Raw genomic sequence first — 14,550 nt, 5'->3', positions numbered from 1 at the left:
TCAACTTTTTCCCTTTTAACCTTCACTTTCTACTTTACATGACTAATCTTGTAAGAGCAATCCACACCCTTTTTGCACATATTTCTCCATCTCTTCTTTTGGAACTAATCGCCCACCTGTTGCCCAAACAATGTGAGTAGCGTTTGTAATATGTTGAACGTCTGCTCTAATTGGACCATACATTCCCGCAAGTGCAGATGGTTCAAGATATATTCCTTCATTATGTGCAAGCATGCTTAACAGCTTATACAATTCCTTATCTTGAACTGTATATATCCCACTCAACAGAGACTCCATTAATTTCCCTACCAAACTTGACGGTCTACCAACAGCTAGACCATCAGCATCTGTTTTGTTATCAATACCAAAATCTTGTACACATACCTTATCGTGAAGCCTTGTCATCATACCAATCAACATACATGGTGAGTGAGTAGGTTCTGCAAAATAGCAGTGTACATGATTTCCGAATACTCGCTTCAGACCAAATGTTATGCCACCTGGCCCTCCCCCAACACCACATGGCAAATAAACGACAAGGGGATGTTGCTCATCTACTCTAATATCCATCTTCTGTAACTGTCTTCGTAAACGAATTGCAGCTACCGCATAACCTAAAAACAAATCCTTTGAGTTCTCATCATCAATGAAAAAACAAGACTCATCTAATTCACTTTGATTTCTTCCCTGTTCAACTGCTTCACTATAATCTGCTTCATGTTCAATGACATGAACACCTTTACTCTTTAACAACTGTTTTTTCCACTCTTTCGCATCGTTTGACATATGAACGGTCGTCTGAAACCCAAGCTTTGCACTTATCGTTCCAATACTCAAACCTAAGTTTCCAGTCGAACCAACAGCAATCGAATAATTAGAAAATAACTCCCGAAATGGTGGACTTGCAACTTTAGCATAATCATCATCATGCGTAAGTAATTTATTGTTTATAGCTATTTTTTCAGCAATCTTTAGAACTTCATAAATACCACCTCTTGCTTTAATTGAACCTGCAATCGGTAACTCATTATCACACTTCATTAATAATGTACTAGAAATATTTTTTTGGTAACGTCTTTCAAGCTCTGCTTTTATCTTCGGTACTTCAACTAGTGGTGACTCAATCATTCCTTTTGAACCTTTCGTTTCTGGAAATGCTGATTCGATAAATGGAGAAAAACGTATCAAACGTTCTTCTGCTTCAAGCACATCACTCCAATCTAATGCAAGACTCTCTAAATCAGTTTGAACTAATGGATTTGTCCAACTCACTTCCTCCATTTGAACAATTTCTTCTAACAAAGGATAATCTTTAATCCATTCATCTAAATCTCTTCCAAATATGTTCTTACTCACTACAACTCTCCTAACAAATTTTTAAATTTTTGCTGTAAGTCTAATTATTGCAACAACTTCTACATATTCAATATTCACTTCAAACAACAAATCCCCTTTTCACCTCATTAAATTATTTTAAAATAATTAAAAGTTCCATCTCATAACAAAAAACGACAACTCCCAAAAAGGAAGATTGTCGCTTATTAATAGGACTTCCGATAATCAGACATGTTATCGTATAATGTTAGATCAATAAATAATTGACATTTCTGATTAAAATCTTCAAAATCAATTGCTATTAATTGTTTAATCTGTTTAATACGATAATTTAACGTATTTGGGTGTATAAATAATTGTTCGGCTGTTTGTTTTAATTTACAATTATTAGCTAAATAAGCCTTTAATGTTTTCATCAATTGACTTTGATTTTTGTCATCATGATTCTTTAAGATAACTAAATTTTGATTAATAAAACCTTCAGCCATATTCTTCTCAAATATCGTAGTTACATAACGATATATACCCAATTTCGAATACTCATAAGAGATGTGCTCACGATCGTATTCCATAAATTCAGCCGTATTAATAACTTCCAATGCCTCTAAATAACTCTTACGTAAGCAAGTCAGGTCGTTGTATTGATTTCCAATCCCATAGAGAAATGCATCCTCTTCTTCTTTACCTACCATATTTTTAAAGTTTGTGATAAACTCATTTGACAACTCACGAGGTGAATACCTCTCAAGTTCACTTTTTCCAATGATGATAGTTATTCTAGGCTCTTCATCTAACCAGTAAGTCGCTTTGCCAAGACGACCAACAAGAGAGTGGACAATTTCCTTCATATTTTCAAATGTGACTTTTGAATTAGTATGTCTTAAGGAAATTACAACAACTGAAAAAGCTTCTGGCAATACTAGATTCACGTCATCTGCTTCTCGTTTTAAAAATTGTTCACTTTGATATTCATGATTAATGATTTTCCAAAGAAGATTATCCTTCTTGTGTATTTTTTCTTTCTTCTTTTCGATCGCTTCGAAAATTAATTTTCCAACATGTTGAGAAACGCCCTTTAAGAAATCTAGCTCTTCCTCAGATAACAATTCATTTGACTCCTGTACCCAAATGTAACCCATCGTTTGATTTTCATATTTCGCACCGATCACAATTCGCTGATATAATCCCACTTCTTCGATTGGAGACACTCGAATAGGGTCGGGTTTTGTCTGTAATTGATTCACAATCCCTTCCTTTTTTAAGATATCAACAATAAATAGTGGACAACGTTTTGAAAGAATCGTTTTTTGTTGCGTTGGATCAAAATGATAATTATATGTAGAACTATATGCAATAAGTTCAAAGTTTTTATTTTCAATGATAACTGGTTTTTGCAAAAAAACACTAATAATCTCTGCTACCTCATTAATATCTTGTGTATTTAAAACACGTTCTATAGATGCCCCCTTCATAGCACTCCTCCGTTTCAACCTAGATAAGATGATTTTACTACAAAAAAGAGCTAAAACCCAAGAACGAATACCTTTTACATTATTGAATATTCATTAAATCTCATAAGTACAGAAAAAGCTCCTTTCCCGAATTCGGAAAAGGAGCTTTTAAATTATTTAGCTTATAGCATTTCACTAATTGTTTTTGGAAGCATGTGTTGTACAAGGTAATCTGGTCCACCTGCTTTAGAATCTGTACCAGACATATTAAATCCTCCAAAAGGATGATAACCAACAATTGCACCTGTACAAGTACGGTTGAAATATAAGTTACCAACATGGAAATTATACTTTGCATACTCAATGTGCTCACGGTTATTTGAAATTAAAGCACCTGTTAAACCATATTCTGTATTGTTTGCAAATTCAATTGCTTCTTCAAAACTTTTTGCTTTAGCAAATGCAACAACTGGTCCAAAGATTTCTTCTTGCATAATACGTGCAGTCGGTTCAAGGTCTGCAAAAATTGTTGGTTCGATAAAGTAACCTTTAGAGTCATCACCTTTACCACCGCTTACAAGTTTACCTTCTTCTTTACCGATTTCAATATAGTGCATAATTTTATCAAAAGAAGCTTGGTCAATCACTGGTCCCATATAGTTGCTACCATCTGTTGGGTCACCTAGCTTCTTAGTTTCTGTAATTTTAATCGCCTTTTCTAACACTTCATCGTACACATCTTCATGGATAATTGCACGTGATCCTGCTGAACACTTTTGTCCTGAGAAACCGAATGCTGAAGCAACAATTGATTCTGCTGCTAGATCAAGATCTGCTTCTTTATCAACAACAACTGTATCTTTTCCGCCCATTTCGATGATTGTACGCTTCAACCATTTTTGATTCTCTTGAATTTCAGCTGCTCGTTTGAAAATACGTGTACCGACTTCACGAGATCCTGTGAATGTAATGAGGTGTGTCTTCGGATGATCAACTAAGAAGTCACCGACTTCTGCACCACTACCAGGAATGAAGTTAACTACACCTTTTGGAAGACCTGCTTCTTCAAGCACTTCAACAAATTTATATGCAACGATTGGCGTATTACTTGCTGGTTTAAGAACAACAGTGTTTCCTGTTACAATTGGAGCAACTGTTGTACCAGCCATAATTGCAAATGCAAAGTTCCAAGGTGGAATTACGACACTTACGCCCATTGGAGTATAAATGTATTGGTTTTTCTCTCCTGGACGACTAAGAACAGATGCACCATCCTTAAGACGAACCATTTCACGTGCATAATACTCCAAGAAGTCAATTGCTTCTGCTGTATCTGCATCTGCCTCGTTCCAAGGCTTACCAGCTTCTTTTACAAGTAGAGCAGAGAAATAATGCTTTCTACGGCGAATAATTGCAGCAGCACGATGTAAAATGTTCGCACGCTCTTCTGGGTTAAACATTTTCCAAGATTTGAATGCTTCTTCTGCTGCATCAATAGCATGTGTCGCAATCTCTTGTGTTGCTTTCGATACAGTACCAATAACTTCATCCTTATTAGCAGGATTGATTGAAGTAATTTTTTCCTCTGTTGAAATTCGTTCTCCGTTCACGATAAGGTCATAATTTTGACCGAATTCTTTTTCTACTATTTTAAGCTCACGTTCAAATGCCTTTTTATTTTCTTCTACTGAAAAATCCGTAAATGGTTCGTGTTTGTATGGTTGAATCATATTCAAATCTCTCCTTCTTCTTATAAATGTATAAGCCGGAGTGCTTACCAGAAGACCTACAACTGTATTCAATATCGTTATAACCCTTCTGATAAGCACTCACATTAACCTCTATTAAATACTTAACGCTTAAACATTCCTTTTAGAACAAATGCAACATTTGCTGGCCGTTCTGCTAAACGTCTCATGAAATAACCGTACCAGTCGTCTCCATAAGGAACATATACACGCATTTTATAGCCTTCATTGACAAGATCTAATTGTGTTTGTGAACGCATTCCATATAACATTTGAAACTCAAATTGGTCTTTTGGAATATCGTGCTCTCTTACAACTTGCTTAGTATAATTAATCATTTCATCATCATGGCTCGCGACTGCTGTATAATTACCATTTAGTAAATGCTTATTAATTAAATGTTTTAAATTCTTATCCACATCGCTCTTGTCCATAAATGCAACTTCAGGCGATTCTTTGTATGCACCTTTTACTAAACGTAAATTTGGATTAAACTCATTTAAAATATTTAAATCTTGATCTGAACGGAATAAATAGGACTGAATAACTGTACCTACATTATCAAATTCAGCTTTCAATTGTTTGAATATATCTAATGTTGCTTGACAGCGTGATTCATCCTCCATATCAATCGTGACAAAAATGTTATATTTCTTAGCCTCAGTTAGTATCTGTTTCATATGTTTTACAACTAGTTCTTTATCTATGTCTAATCCCAAAGATGTCATCTTCACTGATACTTGAGAATTTAGTCCTTCACGAGAAATAGCTTGAACCGTTGTAATGCATTCTTCAGTCCTTGATATCGCTTCTTCCTTAGATGTAACAAATTCACCTAAATGGTCAACGGTAACACATAACCCTTGTTCATTTAATTTTTTTATGATCGGTATCGCTTTTTCAAACGTTTGTCCACCAACAACTTTTGATGCACCAAACCCCATTCCCCAACGTTTGGCTGCCTTGTTTAACACCGCACTTTTTGAGAGGGTTAAAAAGAAGTTCTTTGAGACTGCTTCCACACTCCTCACCCCTTTTCTAAAGATTACAACAATTATTATTAGAACTAGACTAATCGAAAATGGTAGCCTTATATTTTTTAATGAAAGCGATTACTATTACATTATTTACTCTTGTGCAAACTTTCTTACTATATTAATTATATATCGATATGACTAAGAGTCACAATATTGCGAAGGAACAATATATTAATAGCGTTTTTGTGACTCACGCACAATGATCTAAGAGCTTATTGACCGCTCTTTTGTTGCTATATGATAAAATAAGATAGGTAAACTCAGAATTAAAGGAAGTGAGACATGATGCATGTCGTCAATAATATTGCAGATTTGATTGGAAATACTCCTTTAGTAAAACTTAATCGAGTAGCATCACCAAATGGTGCAGACGTTTATTTAAAACTCGAAATGTTTAATCCAAGCGGTAGTGTGAAAGATCGAGCAGCTTACAACATGATTATTGAAGCTGAAAAAGCTGGTTTAATAAATGAAAATACGACTATTATTGAACCAACGAGTGGTAATACAGGTATTGGACTTGCCATGAATGCCGCTGCACGTGGTTATAAAGCGATCCTCGTTATGCCTGATACGATGACACAAGAACGTATTAACTTACTTAAAGCGTATGGCGCAAAAGTCGTTTTAACATCGGGAGAGGAGAAAATGCCAGGTTCAATCCGTAAAGCTGAAGAATTAGCAAATCAAATTCCCAATAGCTTTGTACCGATGCAATTTAACAACGATGCAAACCCTGATGCACATCGCCATACAACAGCTAAAGAGATAATTGATGCAATAGAAGAACTCGGTAAACCTCTAACAGCCTTTGTTTCTACAGCTGGGACTGGTGGCACTGTAACAGGAACTGGTGAAGAATTAAAGAAGCACTTTGAAGATATAACGATACACGTTGTAGAACCAGACGGATCACCTGTTTTATCTGGTGGGAAGCCTGGTAAGCACAAACTTGTTGGTACAAGCCCTGGTTTCATTCCAGATATCCTAAATCAAAACGTTTATGATGAAATTATTCGAATTAAGGATGAAGAAGCCTATGACATTACTAGAAGACTTGCAAGAGAAGAAGGAATCTTAGTAGGAACATCGGCAGGTGCAGCTTGTCATGCTGCTATTGAAATTGCTAAGAAGAAATCACCTAATGAAGTCGTCATCGCCATTGCCCCAGATACAGGTGAACGTTATCTATCTGGTGATCTATTTGATTTTGAATAACATAGTAAGACCGTTATACCCCTTTAGATATGAATATCTAAAGGGGTATTTTTTTCAAAATTAATAATTGTATTAAGTAACTGATGTTAGAAAAAAGATTAAAAGGTTTTATGTTAAATTGTAAAAGAATATCCTATATGCATTTAAACTAACAGTAATATAAGCTATATAAAACTCCAAGTAAGCGGTGGTCATTTTGAAAAAGAAACTAAACAAAAGGTGCTAAAGTTGTTAAATGAAAATAGGACAAACTCAATTATTCTAAAAGACAATTACAAATTAGGTAATTATTTCGAGTAATTATTATATAGATATAACAATTACAGTTGTAGAATAATGATCTTCTTAAAAAGTTACCTTTATGTAAAAAAGCTATACTATAAAAGTTAAACATGTAAGTTCATTGTTGTTAAAATGTAACTATTCTATTATTTTTTTGGAGGTTATATGGAGCAGTTCGAAACGAGCAAAATAACGAACCTATTAATTAACGAAATTGACCCATTAGTACACGAAAGTAAAGAAGACGGTTTTCGATTTGTAGAAAGATTAGTTAATGATTATACGAAAGGTACAAATAAGTTTAACAAAAAAGGCGAGGCATTATATGGTGTATATAATCAGAGCAATGAACTAGTGGCTGTTGGTGGGATAAACATTAATCCCTTTACAAACGACCCAAATGTAGGTAGGTTAAGACGTTTTTATGTGAAGAAGGCGTATAGAAGAAATGGAGTTGGAAGCCTTCTCTTAAAAACAATCATTTCTAATGCAAAAAGCTCCTTCAATGTGGTCGTACTTAATACTACTGAGCAGGCTGATAAATTCTATACTTCTCATGGATTTTCAAAGGATACTCAATATGAAAATACAACACATTACATGTATTTGAAAAAACAATAAACTATTAGAATACTCCTCAGTTATAAAGTATGATTTAGTAACTGTGAATTCAACAATATGGAATCAATATATAATAAGGAACAAACTACTAATATTGAAGCTTGTTTTGATTCGTTTAATTTCAAAACAAGCTTTTCTTTTAAAAAATGCAATGAGTATACACATTTATCGTCTTTCAGTAATAAGAGAGTATAACTCTTTCTTAGACTTAGGGAATGGTTGATGCTTATGATGAGAGCTTTGTTGTATTTGTTCGTATACTTCTACAATCCAAGGTTTATCTAAATGGCTACGATTCAAAATTTCTTCATTCATAAATACTGTCTCTGGTAGTCCCTGAGAGATAATTTCTCCTTCATTCATAATCAATATTTCATCTGCCCATTGGAAAGCTAAATCTACGTTATGTGTTGATAATAGGATCGTCTTACCTTGTGCATGCAGGTCATCTAATACACCAATAATCCTCTTAACATAATAAGGGTCTAAACCTGCTGTTGGTTCGTCCAGTACGATAAGTTGAGGTTGCATTGCCACAACTCCTGCAATTGCAACTCTCTTCTTCTGACCAATACTTAATAAATGAGGTGGCTTGTCTTTTAATTGATCAGTTTCAGTATCAGACATTGTTTGATTAACAATTTGGTCAACTTCCTCTTTTGATAATCCTAAGTTTCTCGGCCCGAATGCTATATCTTCATAAACTGTTGAAGAAAATAATTGAGAATCAGGATCTTGCAACACTAGACCTACTGCTTGCTTTAATTTCTTCATTTCTTTACGTTTATAGGAGATGGGAACACCATCAAAATACAATGAACCACTTGTCGGCTTTAAGATCCCATTAAGATGAAGAAACAGTGTCGATTTCCCTGCTCCATTATTCCCAAGCAATGCAATCTTCTTCCGATGATCAATTTTAAGAGATATATTTTTCAATGTCTTTGTACCATCTGGATACTGATAACTTATATTTTTCATTTCAATAATCGGTGACAGTTTCATAGGCAGAACTCCCTAAATCCATTCCATATGAACTAAATTAGCTTGAACAGTAAATTAATAACATCATAGAAAAAATGCTTACAATAAAGATGTAGCTGGAACGATTATAACGGTAATTTCCATCAACTTGTGGAATCGATTCTTCACCACCACGCGACTCAATCGCAATATTTAGCTCCTGAGCAGATCGAATTGATTTAATAAAAATTCCTACGATTAATTGAGCGAGTGATGACAGCCACAAGCGATAATTTTGATACCCTAATCGAGCTGATTGTGCTATATGAATTTCCCTCGTCTTTTTCCATAACACAAATATAAAATGATAAGTAAAAACAACTAACTCAAGGAAAATTGTAGGCACTTTCATTTTTTGTAATACCCATAATATTCCTTGAAACGGTGTAGTTAAAATTAAAAAATACATACAACTTATACTAGCAGAAACGATAAAAATAAGTATTGTCGTTTCTGCTACACTCGTTTCACTAATATAAACACTCCACTTGAATAGATCGATACTCCACATAATATCAACTGTTTTCAGTTCCTTCGGAGTAATCGAAATGATCATTGTTCCAATACTCATTAATAGAAACATTAATGGTAGTAGTAATAATTTCAAATAAAACCTTAGAGCAACACCTGCACCAAATACAGTTAGACTACTCATTATGATAAAGACAAATAGTGAAACGACAATATTTTTCATCATAATTGAAATGATTAAACAACCAAATGAAAAAATAACCTTTTCTAACGGATGAATATCATTAAAACGATTCTCGTATGTGTACCTATCGATGTGAAGCATGTGGTTTATGCTCTTCTTTATAATCAATATACTTTTTGCGTGCACGACCGAATCCAATTATATAACCGATAATAATTGCCCCAATCGCTGCTTGAAGTGAGAATAGCAAACTTTCTATTTCTCCACCTGGTGGTTCCCAAATCGTTTCAAACCAAGGCTCATAATTTGGTGAAATCTCTGAAATTAGTTGTTCTGCCTGCCCATCTGCACCACCAAATTCTGAATCTTCATGCATAAACATTGGAAGAACAGCTAAGAAAATCACAATACTTAAAAGCAGTAGGTTTTTCATTATTTCACACTCTCCTTTATAGGGAGGTTTAATAAACGTAGTTCTTGTATGTTGTATTTCATTATCAAGTTCATAATAATGACCGTTAGTATTCCTTCACTTATTGCAAGTGGAAGTTGCGTGAATGCAAAAACACTTGCAAATTTAGCAAATGAAGCAGCAACCCCTCCTACCACCGCTGGATGTGCTAGTGCCAATTGGAGAGAAGTCATTAAATAAGTTGTTAAATCACCAATCATCGCTGCTAAGAAAATTGAAACGGAAAATGAAAATTTAAGCCTCATACTTCCTTTATACACAGCATATGTCATGAGCGGTCCGATAACAGCCATAGAAAAGGCATTTGCTCCAAGTGTCGTTAATCCACCATGCGCAAGCAATAATGTTTGGAATAAAAGAACGATCGTACCGATTACACTCATGACCATCGGTCCAAATAGAACCGTTCCCAATCCTACCCCTGTAGGATGAGAAGAGCTTCCTGTTACAGATGGAATTTTCAGTGCAGATAGCACAAATGCAAATGCCCCAGCTAAGCCTAGCATCGTTTTCACTTGAGGATTTTCCTTCACCTTCTTACGGATGGAGCGTATACCGAGTAGGACGAATGGGGTCGTAACTATCCACCAAAATATTGCCCAATGAATTGGCAGGAAACCTTCCATTATATGCATAGCATATACAGGTTGATAGGAGTTAATCCAAAAGTAGAGTGTCATAATACTAATCAATATAAACCCTAATTTTTTTCTCATATTCACCTTACCTTTATGATAAATTATTCACGAACCTATTATTTTATTGATCCCTCTAACTGTTGTTCTTTGAACCATTCTATCTTTTCTTTTAAATCTACAACCTTTCCAACTAACACGATAGCTGGATGAGAAATTTCTGTTGTTTGCACTATTTCTTCAATTGATTGTAAGTTTCCAACTACGGTTTGTTGCTTGCTAGTTGTCCCCCACTCGACTACCGCAACTGGTGTATGTGGATCTTTTCCAAAATGAATTAAACGTTCACAAATGTGATTTAAATTACCGATTCCCATGTAAAAAGCAATCGTATCAATTCCCTTAGCTAAAGACTCCCAATGAATGTGATCCTCACCTTTTGATGCACGACCATGCGCCGTAACAATTGCAAATGAAGAAGCAAATTCACGATGTGTAACAGGAATACCTGCATATGCTGGTGCCGCTACACCTGCTGTAATACCAGGTACAACTTCATAACGAATTCCATGTTTCATTAATTCTTCAGCCTCTTCGCCACCTCTACCAAATACGAACGGATCGCCACCTTTAAGACGTGTAACTGTAAGCCCTTGCTTTGCTTTCTCTACTAACAATTGATTAATTTCTTGTTGAATTAGGGCATGTTTACCAGGTAGTTTTCCACAATAGATTAGCTCTGCATCAGGCTTAGCGTGTGTTAATAACTCTTTATTCACCAATCTATCGTAAGCAATTACATCTGCTGTTTGAATACATTCTAATCCGTACACAGTGATAAGCTTTGGATCTCCAGGTCCAGCTCCTACTAAATATACAATTCCGTCACCCATTCTATTTCCTCCTTTCCCTTAACATTTGCTCAAATTTTTCATTTCTTAAGGTGTTTTTTTCTTCTCTCGTTAACTGTAGGTAGACGGGCTCTACTAAGTTTTTCAATAAAAAACGTCTATCTTTCTCGTTATCAAATTCATCTTTAATTTGCCTACGACAGTTCTCTAAAAATAAAAGATACTCTTCATAATATTCGTCATACTGTTCTAACAACTCACGCTTAATCTTTCTTGATAAGGTAGGGCTTGCACCACTTGTAGAGACTGATAAAATTAATTTTCCACGCTTAACAGTTGCAGGTACTATAAAATTACTCTTTTCTGGACAATCTACAATATTAATAAGCTGATGTTCATTCACTGATTGATATACCATTTTATTAACATCCACATCATTTGTTGCTGCAATAATCATAAATGCATTCTTCACATCTGAGCTTTCAAACGACTTACTTTCCCATACAATTTGATTGCTCTCTACTAGTGATTTCAACTCATTCGTAATTGTCGGACTTATAACAATAATGGAAGCACCCGTTTCCATTATTGATCCAACTTTTCTTGTTGCGATCTTACCTCCACCAACAATCACAACTGATTTTCCTTTTAGTTGAAGCATCGCTGAGTATAGATTGTCCAATTTCATCTCTCCTACATTTAGCTGTTACATTTTTCGTTCACGACATTTATCAAGCCAATTTGTCACAATCTCTGGGCATGAAGCGAAGTGAAGGTGAGTATATCCTGCCACTAAATTAAATCGTAGCGCACCTTCTTCTTTTATTCCTCTCATCCCCTTCGTCTTATAAGCATAGCTTAACGGTTCTAAGCATTGGTATGTAGAATAATGAAATTCATGTCCTTTAGCTTCTGCATTTGATGAAAGTAAGAAATTATCCTCACTACCTGTAATTACTCGATAACCCAGTGCTGCACGTTTATGTTGCATTTTCACGATTCCTGGAAGTAGGCCAACCATTGGAAAACGATGACCTTCCGTCGTTTCAATCGCTTCAGTTAAGTACATAAATCCGCCACATTCAGCTAATGTTGGCATGCCGCCCTCAATACAATCTTGAATGGATTGCTTCACATCATCATTTTTAGCGAGTTGTTCTGCGAACTCTTCTGGAAAACCTCCACCTAAATATAAGCCATCAACTTCATCAGGAACTACATCACCATTTAATGGAGAAAAGAATTCCACTTTTGCTCCTTGAGCTTCTAACAGTTCAAGATTTTCCTTATAATAAAAATTAAATGCAGCATCATGTGCTACTGCAATCCTTAGATCCTTCGTTTGTGCAGGTGCAAACATCGAATTAGAAACTGATTGTAGTTCGTTAGTTAACGATAATTCATATAACTTCTCAATATCGACGGTTTCGGAAACTAAATTTCCTAATGAATTGAAAAATCCATTAAGCTCACCACGTTCAATCGAAGGAACTAATCCTAAGTGGCGCTCAGGAATTTCAATTTCTTGCTCTCTCTTCAAATATCCAACTACAGGGACATTACATTCCTGCTCAATTGCAGCTTTTACTAACTTGTAATGACCTTCACTTCCTACTCGATTTGCAATCACACCTACAATATTCGGTTCAGTAGATAAACATTGAAATCCCTTTACAATTGCTGCTGCACTTCTAGCCATACTAGCACAATTCACAACTAATATGACCGGACTATCTGTTAAAACACTAATTTCTGCAGTGCTTCCAGCATCAGACTTAGGATTTTTCCCATCATAAAAGCCCATTACACCTTCAATAATCGAGATGTCTGCACCTTCACTACCATGATTATAAATATCTTTTACTACATCATGTGATAACATCCAACTATCTAAATTACGTGATTTTCTACCCGTTACTGCCGTATGATAAGTGGGGTCAATATAATCTGGTCCACATTTAAATCCTTGAACGGTATACCCTTGTTGTTGCATCGCTGCCATAATTCCAAGTGTAATCGTTGTCTTACCTACACCACTTCCTGTACCTGCTATGACAATTCTTCGTTCACTCATGACGTGTATCCCCTCTAATTATGAATGTGGAATAATCGCAACAGAAATTGTTACATTCCCTGACTTTTGCTTTTCAAGTAGAAGCTCTTTTGCACCACTATATAGCTTAGCCGCAGGTTCACTCACACCATAGGCACCCGTATATTTATAGACAACTTCTGACCGGTTCTCAAAAGGTACTTCGTTTAATTGTTCTGGTGTGTAGTATACAAACTGCCATTGATGCTTTCGAGTTATTTCTAGTAAACCTTCTTCATCTTTTTTCAAATCGATCGTCGCAATTGCTTTCACACTTTTCTTAGAGATTTTCAATTGTTGAAGTGCATCTTCAATTACAGCTTCAATTTCTTCGGCGCTTGTTCCTCTGTTACACCCTATACCTAACACGATAACTTTAGGTCGATACAATACGCCATTGTTTAATAATGTTCTCTCATCAGTGTTTAATTCTCTATGTGTTACAACTAATGCCGCATCTGGTCTCTCATTGATTGCTTCTTTCGTTGAGGAACATACAATAATATTTTTAGGTAATGGTTTGTCATATTTCCACCAATTTTTCTCACCTGATTCTTGAATGACAACAACTTTTTCTTCATTTACAACAGATGCACTTACGGGTGTAAGCTTCTCAGCAGACTCCCACACCCAACCAAATTCTCGTCCGAATAAATCAACAGGAATTGTTTTTTGAACATCAGAAGCCGTAGTAACGATAGGACGCGCTTGAATCAATTCTGCAATTTCTCTCGTTAACTCATTTGCACCACCAAGATGTCCAGATAATACACTAATGACGTTCTCCCCTTTATCGTCTAAAACAACTACACCAGGGTCTACTTTCTTATCTTTCAATAATGGAGCTATCATTCTAACGACAGCACCTAACGAAATAATTAAAATAATTCCCTTATAAGAAGAAAATAGTGAAGGGAGCAGTAACCTAACGCTTCCTTCGAACAATTGATAACCTTTCTCCTCTTCATCACCACTAGCAAACTTACTCATATAATAGACATCTGCTCGCTGAAACTCATTTGATAGATTTCGAGCAAGGGTTACTCCATGTTTCGTAATTGCAACGATAGCATAAGGATTATTTACATCGATCTCAGGGTGTACACCTTCATGCAATGTAATCATTTTGC

At 35.4% G+C, this 14,550-nt stretch carries 14 protein-coding genes; 2 read left to right on the top strand and 12 right to left on the bottom strand.

Going from position 1 to position 14,550, the window contains the following annotated elements:
* Positions 1 to 42: 42 nt before the first annotated feature.
* The 4 genes from BFG57_RS07365 to BFG57_RS07350 form a co-directional block, all read right to left on the bottom strand.
* The gene (locus tag BFG57_RS07365; protein WP_069716847.1) at positions 43 to 1,356 is read right to left on the bottom strand and encodes a D-serine ammonia-lyase; all 1,314 of its coding nucleotides are present in this window, start codon (positions 1,354 to 1,356) and stop codon (positions 43 to 45) included.
* 185 nt (positions 1,357 to 1,541) lie between these two features.
* Entirely contained in the window at positions 1,542 to 2,807 is a 1,266-nt protein-coding gene (locus BFG57_RS07360; protein WP_069716846.1) for a PucR family transcriptional regulator, read from the bottom strand.
* A 161-nt stretch (positions 2,808 to 2,968) separates the two neighbouring features.
* Positions 2,969 to 4,516: an L-glutamate gamma-semialdehyde dehydrogenase gene (gene pruA, locus BFG57_RS07355; RefSeq protein WP_069716845.1), complete on the bottom strand. Its 1,548-nt coding sequence runs from the start codon at positions 4,514 to 4,516 to the stop codon at positions 2,969 to 2,971.
* A 122-nt stretch (positions 4,517 to 4,638) separates the two neighbouring features.
* On the bottom strand, positions 4,639 to 5,556 hold the full coding sequence (locus BFG57_RS07350; RefSeq protein ID WP_069716844.1) for a proline dehydrogenase family protein: 918 nt from the start codon (positions 5,554 to 5,556) through the stop codon (positions 4,639 to 4,641).
* Positions 5,557 to 5,856: 300 nt separating this feature from the next.
* On the opposite strand from BFG57_RS07350, the gene cysK reads away from it, so the two are divergent.
* Positions 5,857 to 6,789 carry a cysteine synthase A gene (gene cysK, locus BFG57_RS07345; protein ID WP_069716864.1) on the top strand — a complete coding sequence of 311 codons (933 nt, stop codon included), beginning with the start codon at positions 5,857 to 5,859 and terminating at the stop codon, positions 6,787 to 6,789.
* Between the two features lie 447 nt (positions 6,790 to 7,236).
* Positions 7,237 to 7,692 (top strand): GNAT family N-acetyltransferase, encoded by a 456-nt coding sequence (locus tag BFG57_RS07340; protein ID WP_069716843.1) that lies wholly within the window; start codon positions 7,237 to 7,239, stop codon positions 7,690 to 7,692.
* A 165-nt stretch (positions 7,693 to 7,857) separates the two neighbouring features.
* On the opposite strand, the gene BFG57_RS07335 is transcribed toward BFG57_RS07340, so the two are convergent.
* Genes BFG57_RS07335 through BFG57_RS07300 form a run of 8 tightly spaced genes read right to left on the bottom strand, consistent with a single transcriptional unit; the run spans position 7,858 to position 14,545 of the window.
* A complete protein-coding gene (locus BFG57_RS07335; protein ID WP_069716842.1) occupies positions 7,858 to 8,697 on the bottom strand; it encodes an energy-coupling factor ABC transporter ATP-binding protein in 840 nt (279 codons plus the stop codon).
* 37 nt (positions 8,698 to 8,734) lie between these two features.
* Entirely contained in the window at positions 8,735 to 9,511 is a 777-nt protein-coding gene (gene cbiQ, locus BFG57_RS07330; protein ID WP_069716841.1) for a cobalt ECF transporter T component CbiQ, read from the bottom strand.
* Positions 9,495 to 9,803, bottom strand: coding sequence for an energy-coupling factor ABC transporter substrate-binding protein (locus tag BFG57_RS07325; RefSeq protein WP_217627918.1), 309 nt, complete (start codon positions 9,801 to 9,803; stop codon positions 9,495 to 9,497). The genes cbiQ and BFG57_RS07325 overlap by 17 nt, the downstream gene beginning before the upstream one ends.
* Positions 9,803 to 10,558 carry an energy-coupling factor ABC transporter permease gene (locus BFG57_RS07320; protein WP_083249122.1) on the bottom strand — a complete coding sequence of 252 codons (756 nt, stop codon included), beginning with the start codon at positions 10,556 to 10,558 and terminating at the stop codon, positions 9,803 to 9,805. Before BFG57_RS07320 ends, BFG57_RS07325 begins: the two co-directional genes overlap by 1 nt.
* A gap of 38 nt (positions 10,559 to 10,596) precedes the next feature.
* Positions 10,597 to 11,370, bottom strand: coding sequence for a uroporphyrinogen-III C-methyltransferase (cobA, locus tag BFG57_RS07315; protein WP_069716839.1), 774 nt, complete (start codon positions 11,368 to 11,370; stop codon positions 10,597 to 10,599).
* Position 11,371: 1 nt separating this feature from the next.
* Entirely contained in the window at positions 11,372 to 12,010 is a 639-nt protein-coding gene (locus BFG57_RS07310; protein ID WP_175428292.1) for an NAD(P)-binding protein, read from the bottom strand.
* A gap of 24 nt (positions 12,011 to 12,034) precedes the next feature.
* On the bottom strand, positions 12,035 to 13,402 hold the full coding sequence (locus BFG57_RS07305) for a cobyrinic acid a,c-diamide synthase CobB (protein WP_069716838.1): 1,368 nt from the start codon (positions 13,400 to 13,402) through the stop codon (positions 12,035 to 12,037).
* An 18-nt stretch (positions 13,403 to 13,420) separates the two neighbouring features.
* Positions 13,421 to 14,545 carry a cobalt-precorrin 5A hydrolase gene (locus BFG57_RS07300; protein ID WP_069716837.1) on the bottom strand — a complete coding sequence of 375 codons (1,125 nt, stop codon included), beginning with the start codon at positions 14,543 to 14,545 and terminating at the stop codon, positions 13,421 to 13,423.
* Positions 14,546 to 14,550 lie beyond the last annotated feature (5 nt).

The organism is Bacillus solimangrovi (genome assembly GCF_001742425.1).
In the GTDB taxonomy this organism is placed as follows: Bacteria; Bacillota; Bacilli; order Bacillales; family Bacillaceae_N; genus Bacillus_AV; species Bacillus_AV solimangrovi.
The sequence above is the reverse complement of the archived record's forward strand: the minus strand, read 5'-3'. Positions and strand labels throughout refer to the sequence as shown.

Coding starts and splice junctions, on each gene's coding strand:
- BFG57_RS07305 (WP_069716838.1), bottom strand. CDS start 13,402: ATGAGTGAACGAAGAATTGTCATAGCAGGTACAGGAAGTGGTGTAGGT.
- BFG57_RS07320 (WP_083249122.1), bottom strand. CDS start 10,558: ATGAGAAAAAAATTAGGGTTTATATTGATTAGTATTATGACACTCTAC.
- BFG57_RS07335 (WP_069716842.1), bottom strand. CDS start 8,697: ATGAAACTGTCACCGATTATTGAAATGAAAAATATAAGTTATCAGTAT.
- cbiQ (WP_069716841.1), bottom strand. CDS start 9,511: ATGCTTCACATCGATAGGTACACATACGAGAATCGTTTTAATGATATT.
- cysK (WP_069716864.1), top strand. CDS start 5,857: ATGCATGTCGTCAATAATATTGCAGATTTGATTGGAAATACTCCTTTA.
- cobA (WP_069716839.1), bottom strand. CDS start 11,370: ATGGGTGACGGAATTGTATATTTAGTAGGAGCTGGACCTGGAGATCCA.
- BFG57_RS07300 (WP_069716837.1), bottom strand. CDS start 14,545: ATGATTACATTGCATGAAGGTGTACACCCTGAGATCGATGTAAATAAT.
- BFG57_RS07340 (WP_069716843.1), top strand. CDS start 7,237: ATGGAGCAGTTCGAAACGAGCAAAATAACGAACCTATTAATTAACGAA.
- BFG57_RS07360 (WP_069716846.1), bottom strand. CDS start 2,807: ATGAAGGGGGCATCTATAGAACGTGTTTTAAATACACAAGATATTAAT.
- pruA (WP_069716845.1), bottom strand. CDS start 4,516: ATGATTCAACCATACAAACACGAACCATTTACGGATTTTTCAGTAGAA.
- BFG57_RS07325 (WP_217627918.1), bottom strand. CDS start 9,803: ATGAAAAACCTACTGCTTTTAAGTATTGTGATTTTCTTAGCTGTTCTT.